Source organism: Clostridium sp. DSM 8431 (assembly GCF_900116755.1).
GTDB lineage: Bacteria > Bacillota > Clostridia > Clostridiales > Clostridiaceae > Clostridium.
Map to the genome: position 1 here is coordinate 1 of NZ_FPBY01000124.1, position 10,220 is coordinate 10,220.

Below are 10,220 nucleotides of genomic sequence, written 5' to 3' on the forward strand. Positions count from 1 at the left end.
TAGCTTAAAACAGTATAATATTCAAAAAATAAATAGTCTTCATAGCAACTTAAAGAGATTTATAGCTGTTTATAGAGGGGTATCAACAAAATATTTAGCAAATTATTTAGCTCTTTTTAAATTTATATTTTCAAAATCTGATGAAAATCCAATAAATATAAAAGGAGAACATCCTTATTTAAGCACGAACTTTAAGGGACGTCCACCTATATTTGAATAGCTAGTTTTACTTATCACTCTATTTAAAAATACAGCTTTTATAAAGAACTAATAAAAATTTGAAAAAGGTTATATTTTGAAGAAAAAAATCTTTATTTTTGTATTTTTCTAAAAAATGATAAAAATAGAATTTGATTCAAAAAAAGTAATTTGATACAATTTATCTTGTAAAAAAGTATATTAAGGGGGATTGTCATGAAAAATACACAATATTTTAAAGGTATTATAAGTAGTTCTAATACTTTATTAAATGAAAATTTAATGACTGAAAAACTTATTTTATGTTTTGAGGATTTTGGAAAAAAAGATGGAGGAATATATATAGATAATTATTATATACCTCCAGAATCTATTAAAATTGACTTATTCAATAAGAAATACTATATAAGGCATAAAGAAAATGATGTGGATATTAGAGCAGAACTTCAAGTTGTGGGGGGAGAAGGACATGCTCATATTACTGTAAATAATAAAGATTATATTGTAGAACTTCAGCCATGGGCATTACCTTTTAAAACAAAAATATCTATAAATGCTGGAGTAACTTATGATAAGACATTAAGAAAGTTTAATATTGATACCAATAGTGCTGCTTGGAAAAATGCTAACTGGAAAGAGGGCGAGCTTGAATTTGCTTATGATGTGTATGACGATAAAGATCCAGTTATGCCTTTAAAGAAAATAGAAACTCAGTTTAAAGACTTAAAATTTACAGATTTAGCTCCTATGGAAAATACAAGTTCAGACAGAGTAGTAATGAGTAGAGAAAATGTTTTAACAATGCAATTTACTAATTTGGACAGTAGTATTTTGCCAGAGGAAAGAAAAGATAATGATATAAAAACAGTATTTCCATCTTATGCAGAATTTTATTTTGATGAACTAGGTTCTAAGTTCTATGGAGCATATTATGACTGCAACAATAATATTTATGCAATTCAAGGAGAATTTATTTCAGACTTTAAAGCTGATAGTAGTTTAGCTTTACATTCCTTCAAAAAAGTAATTCCTTTAACAAATAAAATAACATCTATTTCAGCTGAAAGTAATTTAGATATATATGGACTTATTGCTATGAATCCAATAGTAACAGATGAAAATAATAATAGATATGATGCACCAGGTAAAGAGTCAATGGATGATTTTTATAAAATTATCTTAAACTATATGGATGATGATTTAAGAAAGAAATATTATGGTGAGCAAGCTCCAGCCCTTAATAGTGTAGTTCGTTCTATTGCTGAAGATTCTAAAGATGCTAAAGACTTTTATAAAGAACTTCAAGTTCCATTTTTAGCTTCATCCTTAGGAAAGATGACTGGCTCAGATTATGTAAAACAAATAAATACAATGAGAGCTGAATATAAACTTAAATCTATATGTGCAAATAGTAATGTTTATAAGAGACAAAGTGATAAACTTTACAGATATCATTTTATTCAAAAATATGGTGATATGCAAAAGTATTTAGATGATCAAAAGTATGGAAACTATGACCAAAAGATTAAAGATGGTATTAAATATATAAAATCAACTTATGTAAAGAAGTTTGGAGATTCTACAGAGGAATCAGTTCAAAATAACTTGAAAGAAATATTAGAAGACTTAGATAAACTTGAAAAGTGGGGTGTGAGTCAAAAGCTTTATTGGGCATTTAATCTTTACTACTATTTAATGAAAACCTATATACCTATGCTTGAAATGAAGATGCTTTCAGGTACATTAGCTCAAAGTGTAAGTGAAGAAATTAAAAACTACTCAGCCCTTTTTGAAATGCTTGAAGGAAATGTAACAAACCCAGATCAAATTACCTTTGGAAGTGCCTTTATGGATGCTTTAAGAGTTTCTTTATTAACATCTGTAATACCTCAGATGGCAGATTATCCAAATATGTTTGAAGACTTTAGTGAAGTATATTATGAAATCTTAAATCAGTTTTGCAAAGACCATGTTAATTCAGGAGATGAAGCTATAAGAGAAGCTACTATAGAAATACAATCTCAGCTTCAGAATAGAGAAGTATGTGAAAAATATTTAGATGCACTAAAATCTGCTATAGCTGTTTCAGGTGCAGGATCAAGCTGGAAAGTAATAATAAATAACTTTGAAAAAATAGCAGGAAGTAAAATTCAAGGATATGTAGCTGGTTTTGCTTCAATTATTGCTCTTTCATATGCAGCAAGTATAATTGGAATGGTTTTTATACAAAAGAGTTATAAGGAAATGACTGTTTCAGAAAAAGTATATTTCTTTGGAGCTTGTTCAGCCTTTTTAGTTGGAGGAATACTTTATATAGGCCTTGGAATAGCAAAGGTATGTGTAGTATGGCATTCTTTATCAGGCTTTTGGGATGCTTGTAAAATGTTCTTAGGTGTTGGTGAAGTAGCAAATAGAGCAGCAGTAGCCATTGATGGCTTAACATCATCTACAGCTAAATTCTTTTTAAAGGAAAGTACTTCATTAGAATCCCGTGTAAGTTCAAATATAGTAGTAAGATTATTTGGTAATACCTTTAAAGCTGTAATTGGTACTATTGGAGCAGTATTATCTATAGTATCAATAATAACAACTTCTTTAGCAATAAAGAATGATAAAACATCCCTTGAAATTGCAATGGACTCCCTTTTATTAGCTTCAAGTTGTCTTCAGTTAGTAGCAATTGTAGGAAACTTTGCCCTGTCAGGCCTTGCAATAACTGCTGGAGTATTACCAGCTTTATGTACTGCTGTAGGAGCTTTAGCTTTTGTTGCTGCAGTTGCAGGATTTATTATAGGTATTGTTATTATGACTACACAAAAACCAGATGATCCATTTGAAGATTTTGTTTTAGAAACATTAAGTGGTACAAACCTAAGAATGGAATATGAATGTGCTTTAGAGTATATAAGTACAGAAGCTATGAAAGGAAGCACAGCTGTAAATGGAATAAGCTTCTTTAACAAAGCAGAAAATAAGGCTTTAGCATTAAATGAAGATAATTCAATATCTCTAAAGGAATTTGACTATTCAAATAATATGGTATGGAGTTTATCTACAGATGAAAATGGTGATTCTTATATTTATACTACTCACTATATAAATGATGATACTGTAGAAGCTGTTTATTTAACAGTAGAAGATAATAAATTAAAATCTGTACCTTCTCCAAAATATCCTGAAAGAAAAGGAGATGGCAGATATGATCAAAAGGAAATTGAAGAATACAATAAACAAATGGAAAAATTAAAGTGGAGTGGAGATTGTACATGTAAGGCTGAAAAAGAAGGCAGCATTGTTAAGAAATCTACATTCTATTTAAAACATAATACATCAAATAAATTCCTTAACTTAGATAATGAAGTATCCTTAGGAGATTCAAAAACTGATATTACAATAAAGAGCGAAAGAATAGCAGTAAGTGATATAGTATGTTCTCCAAATCCATTTGAAGCCTTAGTTTATGGTAAGAGCCAATATGTTATGACATACTTTAAAAGTATATCAATTCCAGATGCAGTTTGGAGAGTAAGCCCTGATTTAATGCCTGGTTTTAATTTCTATGTAGATAAAGATACAAATGTTGCATATATAAAACAGGATGATACAGCAGAGCTTAAACCATGTGAAAATCAAATATTCACTATTTTAGCAGATGTCCCTGTAGAAGGAAAAACTATTACAAATAGCTGCAAGCTTTCCATAAGTATAGCTGATAGGGAGTAGTTTATGGATATTAAGGAATACTTTAATTATAAGGAAAGTGAATATCTTCCTGAGACTAATAAATCTGTAGTTACAAAATGGTTTATTAATTATATTTTAAGTAAGATAAATGGAAAACCTAAAAAGGCTAAAAGTAGCTATAAAGATATATTTTTAAAGGATATAAACTTTACTAAAGATGATGTATCTAAAATTCTAAATTATGATTATGATAAAGGCTGCAAAGCATTAATGACAAAAAAGCTTTTAATATATAATGGAGAATTTTCATCTAGAATAGATATATCAAAACTTGATAATGCAGTAAGGGAGATAAGTGAGTTATATCATAACTCCCTAACTCCACTTTGCATTGAATATTTTAAATGTAACTTTCCAAACTTTAATAAAGAGGATTATATAAACTGCCTTCTTTCTGAAAGCTGGCGTACAGAAACTTCAGCTAAGCAATCAGGTGGAAACTGGATATGTCCTGAGTGGGAGATGTATCTTCATTGGTGTAAGTTATGTGCTTTAGGAGGCACTGATGATGATATTAGAAAGGTTTATAATAAAATAACTACTGAAGAACCTGTTATAAATTTAAGTAGCATAAGTGTTATAAGTCCTGAAAATTGGAGAAACTTTAGAGGCTGGTGTACTGAAGATATAGATCCAGTAAGTGATGTATTTACTATTAGTAATGCTAACAGTAAATATAGCTATAAAGTAAATCATTATGTACCACCAGGAGATGTAATAACTAGCACTGTTTCTACAAAGTATGCTGAAGATTATGTTTTAGGAAGTGGATTTAAAAAATAATTACTTTTCCAATGGATTTTAGTTATGGTACAAGCTTTAAGACTGATAGTTTAAGGAGTTAAGTTATATTTGCCTGTTAGCTTTTAAGATTTAGAAATCCATTGGAAAAACTTTTGAGAAATGACTGTATATCTTATGGTAGAAGGTATATAATAAATAAGGAATGGCTTAAAAACGTTGGTTAAACAGTAACATGTAGATGTATTTAAACTTGCAACAGTTGCTCTTAAAAGAGGAAATGAACATGGTTAAACAGTAACATGTAGATGTATTTAAACTTTACATATGTCAAAATAGGAAGAAAATAATTTAGTTAAACAGTAACATGTAGATGTATTTAAACATTTGTAGGTGTGTCTAAAGCATCTACCATTTTTTGTTAAACAGTAACATGTAGATGTATTTAAACGCATTTCCATACATTATAGCATTGTCATACATTACAGTTAAACAGTAACATGTAGATGTATTTAAACGTAACAACTAATGATTCACGTAAATCAGTTATTTGTTAAACAGTAACATGTAGATGTATTTAAACTAGTATACATATTTATCTTTAAGTAAAGCTAAACCAGTTAAACAGTAACATGTAGATGTATTTAAACTGTACTTTAAAGTAATTATAATTCTTCTTTCTTACAGGTTAAACAGTAACATGTAGATGTATTTAAACAATGAGTATTTATCATTTAAAAACAGTAGTCTTTCAGTTAAACAGTAACATGTAGATGTATTTAAACCTACTCTTTTATTATAACATCTTTTTGTATATCTTGGTTAAACAGTAACATGTAGATGTATTTAAACTAAGCTTCTTTAAGACTTTTACATTTTTGCTCCTGGTTAAACAGTAACATGTAGATGTATTTAAACTAAGGCACTTGGTTTTAAAGCTCCTACTGGTGGTGGGTTAAACAGTAACATGTAGATGTATTTAAACATAGATCTAAGCTTACTCTTTTGCCATTGTTCCCAGTGTTAAACAGTAACATGTAGATGTATTTAAACATGTACTATTGGTATTATAAAATTTTAATTCCACAGTTAAACAGTAACATGTAGATGTATTTAAACTAATTACCTGGAAAATTATTTTTGTTTGTATAAGAGTTAAACAGTAACATGTAGATGTATTTAAACTTATTTAACATATATTGAGGGTGGGGGTTTCCTCTGTTAAACAGTAACATGTAGATGTATTTAAACATTTACATCAGTAATGCTTGTAGATGATACAGTTCGTTAAACAGTAACATGTAGATGTATTTAAACTTGGATATGGCATTACGTTATTTACATACGTACCTGTTAAACAGTAACATGTAGATGTATTTAAACATACTTTCAATTAATTCTTCTTTTTTTCTCTCATATGTTAAACAGTAACATGTAGATGTATTTAAACTCTTCTTTTTATTAAGCATAAAACCACCTCTTTTTGTTAAACAGTAACATGTAGATGTATTTAAACCCACATATAATCTGCCGTCTTGTATCCACCTAACCTTAGTTAAACAGCAACATTTAGATGTGTTCAAAAACCATATAAAATGCAAAACAATAATTTAAAATATTAATCTATTATAACAATCAAGTGGAAGATAAAAGAAAAACAAGTTATAATAGTTAAAAGGAGTTTGAAATTTAATAGCTTAATTATATTACATAAAAAAGGATGAGTTAAAAAATGAAAATAGGAATGAGAAAGCCGAGTTTAAAAAAGAGCTTTAAAGCCAGAACTACTGGCAAGATGAAGAGGAAAGGCAAAAAAGCCATCAATCCTTTATACGGTAAGAAGGGAATGGGATGGATTAATGACCCTAAGAAGGCTGCCTATAATAAGGTTTATCATAAAACTACATTTGGAGTTAATGATATTATGAGAACAGCTTCTTCTGGGACTTCAAGTTCTAAAAAATCAAAGAAGGTAGCTTATTCAAGTAGCAATAAAAAGAATATTAAAGAGGATCTAAAATTATTAGATAAAGAGTATAATGTTAATACTAAAATTCTAAGTAAATATCATTGGGATGCTATTATAAGTTTTATCTTTATTTTTTCAAATGTTCTTCCTTTTATTTTAATTGGATTTGTCCTTGCTATTCACACTTTAGTTAAAATGTCAAAGAGAGAATATCGTACAGCTTCACGTTGGCATTATGCTTTAAAGCTATACTTATTAGGTGAAAAAGATAGAAGTAGAAAATATATTTATAGACTTCCAGAAGAAGAGAAGGTAAAGGAAGAGTATAAAAGATTTATAAATCTTTTAGATGGAATTTCTATAGAAGTGGAAGAGAAAATTACTGATATAGATGAAATCTCACCTCCATCAGTAGATGATTATTATGCTGAAAAAGTAATTATTAAAAATGAAAAGATTAAATATAGTGATAAGGTTTATGATGAGTTTATTGTAGTAGATACTGAAACAACTGGTCTTGATTGTTCTGTAGATAAAATTATTGAAATAAGTGCACTAAAATATAAGGATGGAAAGCTTATTCAGAGTTTTGAAAAGCTTATAAACCCTGAAATACCTATACCTGAGTTTATAACAAATATTAATAACATAACTAATGATATGGTTAAAGACTCAGAAACTATAGACAAGGTAATGCCAGAGTTTTTAAGTTTTTTAGGGGATAGCCCTCTTGTAGCTCACAATGCTAAATTTGACATTAGATATATTAATGCTAATTTAGTGCCACTTAATAAAAAGATTGAAAATGAAGTTATAGATACTCTTACTTTAAGTAGATATCTATATAAAGATATAGAAAATCATAAACTTCCTACAATAAAGAAGTATTTAAATATGGATTTAGAATCTCATAGAGCATCTACTGACTGTATGGTTTGTGCTGAAATTTATTTGGATTATTGCAGGGCTGTAAAAGAAAATTCTTATCCAAAGGAAGCAGAAGAATTAGAGAAGCAAGCTTATGATGTAGTTAAAGATATACTTATAAGAAATAATATGGACATGTCTTATTTTAAAGCTGCTAAGAAAGGAGTTTATCTTGATTTTACTGCTTTATATTCATTTTTAAGAATAAAGCTTAATGGAAAGAAACAATATGTTCTTACTAATATGGAAGAGGACGGCATAGAGGAGCTTGGTCTTACATATGAAGTGCCTTCTAAATCTGAAAATTATAAAAGTAGGGTAAACTTTGAATCTTTAGATACTTTATATAAATTAGAATCTTATATAATAAAAGAGTATAAAAAGACTTTAGAAGAAGTAGAAGAATTCAAAAATAATGTAAGAAAAGGTCAGGATAGTATTTATAAATATTTACTTGGTATAGATAAATAAAAATGAGTTGTTACACTGTTTTTTAGTGTGACAACTCATTTTTTAATATATTATTTATTTTTAATTTCCTTATTATCTTTAAATACTATTTGTCCAATTACCATAGCTAAAACTGTTGGAAGTACCCATCCAAAGCCTAAAGAAGCTAATGGTAAAAAGCTTAAGTTTAAACTAGGTATTAATAATAACAATGAGAATACTAATGAAGTGTATACTCCAAGTCTTGCAGCTTTTATCTTTATATAATTTTGTATAAAAGCAAAAACTATCATTGTTATAGCAACAGGGTATAATAAGCTTAATACAGGTGCAGAGTAAACTACTATTTTATCAACACCAAGTAATGCAACTCCAAAACTTATAACTGAAATAACAAGTGCATTTATTTTATAAGGTAATTTTCCATTAGTTATTTTAGTAAAGAAATCTGAACCTGCTGAGATTAATCCTATTGAAGTTGTTAAACAAGCAAGTCCCATGGCTACACCTATTAAAACAGGTCCTGCATTTCCTAATATATTTTTAGCAATTAATATTAAAAGTTGTGTTTTAGAAATATCAGCAAAAGCAATTTCATGAGTTTGTGCTCCTATATAAGTAAGTCCTCCATATACAAAGGCAAGACCTATAGCTGCTACTAAACTTGCTTTTAAAAGTATTGAAGAAGTTTCTTTACCCTTATAACCTTTATCTTTAATTGAAAAAGTTATTATAGATGCAAATAATAAAGCTGCTAGTGCATCCATTGTTTGATAACCTTCTAAAAGGGAATCTGCTAGTACTCCTGTAAGATCGCTTTCATTAATAGATCCAATTGGCATAATAAAGCCTTTAACTATTAATATTACTAGTATTACGATTAAAGCTGGTGTTAAGAATTTACCTATAGTATCAATAATTGATGATTCTCTTAATACAAAGAAAATATTAATTATAAAGTATATTAAAATTATTATCCATGATGGAATACTAGGGAAAAATGGGTGTATAGCTACTTCAAAAGTTGTTGCAGCTGTTCTTGGTACTGCAAGCAATGGCCCAATAGCTAAAAATATAAGTGCAGTAAATGTTATAGAAAACTTTTTGCCTATTTTGTTAGCAAGACTTTCAAAAGTACCATCACCTTTTGAACAAGCTATTATAGCTAAAAGAGGTAGTCCTACTCCTGTAAGTACAAAACCAATCATTCCTATGTAAAATTGCGATCCAAGTTTATATCCTAGATAGCCAGGGAAAATTAGATTACCTGCTCCAAAGAACATTGAAAACAAGGCAAAACCTATTATAATGGCATCTTTCGTATTTTTTTTCATATTAATCAATCCTTCTTTTGTTTTATCAATATTAAAATAATGAATAAAGTATATCATAAAATGATAACTAATAACAGATGTTTTTGTTTAAAAGTTAAAAAGATTCAAAGAAATATACGATATTATTAAAGTGTATCGGTTTTTTAGAGTGAATTCATAATTTCATTAAAAGTATTTATTAAATTTTAGACAAATTAATAATTATCTTTGATTAATTTTTGTATCCTTATTTACATTTTTAAATATATTAGTGCCGGTTTTCTGTTAATCTATCAATAAAAATAGGATTTTTTATATGGTAAATTTAATTTTGAAGGGTATATATTGTGAATGGCAAAAAATAGGTGTATAGCTAGAAGGGATAGTGCTACTTCTGTAAGTATAAAACCAATTATTCCTATGTGAAATTATGATTCAATTTTATATTCAAAATAGCTAGGAGAAATTAAAATAAAGAATGAGTTAATATGTCTTATGAAAAGTTTAAAGGAAATAAATATAAGGTAGTGGATTTAAAGAAGGGCAAGGTTCTTTTATTAACTTTAGATATAACATATATATAATATTTAAAGTAAAAATATATGTTTGTTCAAGGTATTGCTAGGAAATTTGACTTGGTAAATAACCCAATATACTCGTATTTGAAATACTAAATAGTGTAGACGAATATTTATATATTTTTCTACTAAACCTCGTATTTGAAATACTAAATAGTGTAGACGAATATTTATATATTTTTCTACTAAACCTAACTAGTGAAAACTTAATATTCTTGAATAGAGAAATTGATGTGATTTTCCTGGGAGCATAATGCATACCCGCTGTATAGACTATCACCTCATTCAATGAAGTTTTAC

General features: G+C 28.1%; 4 protein-coding genes, 1 pseudogene and 1 CRISPR repeat array. Of the genes and pseudogenes, 4 read left to right on the top strand and 1 reads right to left on the bottom strand.

The genetic code is table 11. The features are described from left to right. The 4 genes and pseudogenes from BM384_RS17715 to BM384_RS12220 all read left to right on the top strand — a co-directional run. Window positions 1-220: pseudogene (locus BM384_RS17715) on the top strand (IS1595 family transposase); the annotation flags it as partial. Window positions 221-414: 194 nt separating this feature from the next. Further along, window positions 415-3,921: a hypothetical protein gene (locus BM384_RS12210; protein WP_090013981.1), complete on the top strand. Its 3,507-nt coding sequence runs from the start codon at window positions 415-417 to the stop codon at window positions 3,919-3,921. Window positions 3,922-3,924: 3 nt separating this feature from the next. After that, entirely contained in the window at window positions 3,925-4,725 is an 801-nt protein-coding gene (locus BM384_RS12215; protein WP_090013982.1) for a hypothetical protein, read from the top strand. A gap of 180 nt (window positions 4,726-4,905) precedes the next feature. Next, window positions 4,906-6,268: direct repeats of the CRISPR family, unit length 31 nt; unit sequence GTTAAACAGTAACATGTAGATGTATTTAAAC. Window positions 6,269-6,415: 147 nt separating this feature from the next. Continuing rightward, the gene (locus tag BM384_RS12220; protein WP_090013983.1) at window positions 6,416-8,050 is read left to right on the top strand and encodes a 3'-5' exonuclease; all 1,635 of its coding nucleotides are present in this window, start codon (window positions 6,416-6,418) and stop codon (window positions 8,048-8,050) included. A gap of 50 nt (window positions 8,051-8,100) precedes the next feature. On the opposite strand, the gene brnQ is transcribed toward BM384_RS12220, so the two are convergent. Next, the gene (gene brnQ / locus BM384_RS12225; protein ID WP_090013985.1) at window positions 8,101-9,363 is read right to left on the bottom strand and encodes a branched-chain amino acid transport system II carrier protein; all 1,263 of its coding nucleotides are present in this window, start codon (window positions 9,361-9,363) and stop codon (window positions 8,101-8,103) included. Window positions 9,364-10,220: the final 857 nt, after the last annotated feature.